At 70.8% G+C, this 535-nt stretch carries 1 protein-coding gene; it reads left to right on the forward strand.

What is annotated here, in order from left to right:
• Positions 1-268: 268 nt before the first annotated feature.
• Positions 269-535, forward strand: a 267-nt coding sequence (locus MBEBAB_RS14815) for a HisA/HisF-related TIM barrel protein (protein WP_045319492.1), incomplete at its 3' end; no start/stop codon positions are given.

Below are 535 nucleotides of genomic sequence, written 5' to 3' on the forward strand. Positions count from 1 at the left end.
GCTGTCCGGCGTATGCCCCCGGGAACGCTGAACCGCATCCTCGGTCGACCGACAGTGGGCCGCGACGGCGCTCTGACGGGCCCCAATCTGGAGCTGCCTGGCCGAGGTCAAGCAGGCGCCGCCCTGAGCTTCGAGCTGCAAGCTCCGGCGGGGTCTCCTACGCTGGAGGATCTGGCGCCCTCAAGGCCATCGGCTGCGACGGCGCCATCATCGGCCGGGCCCTTTACGAAGGCCGCTTCACCCTGTCCAACGCGCTGGAGGCGGTGCGATGACCGCCCGGCGCATCATCCCCTGTCTGGACGTGAAGGACGGCCGGGTGGTCAAGGGCGTGCGCTTTGTGGGGCACACCGACATGGGCGACGCCGCCGAACTGGCCGCGCGCTACCGGGACGAGGGCGCCGACGAGCTGGTGTTCTACGACATCACCGCCTCGCCGCAGGGGCGCACCCTGGACTACGGCTGGGTGCGCGACATCGCCCGGCTGCTGGACATCCCGTTCTGCGTGGCCGGCGGCATCCGCTCGGTGGATCAGGCC

The sequence above is a fragment of the Brevundimonas abyssalis TAR-001 genome, from assembly GCF_000466985.1.
GTDB lineage: Bacteria > Pseudomonadota > Alphaproteobacteria > Caulobacterales > Caulobacteraceae > Brevundimonas > Brevundimonas abyssalis.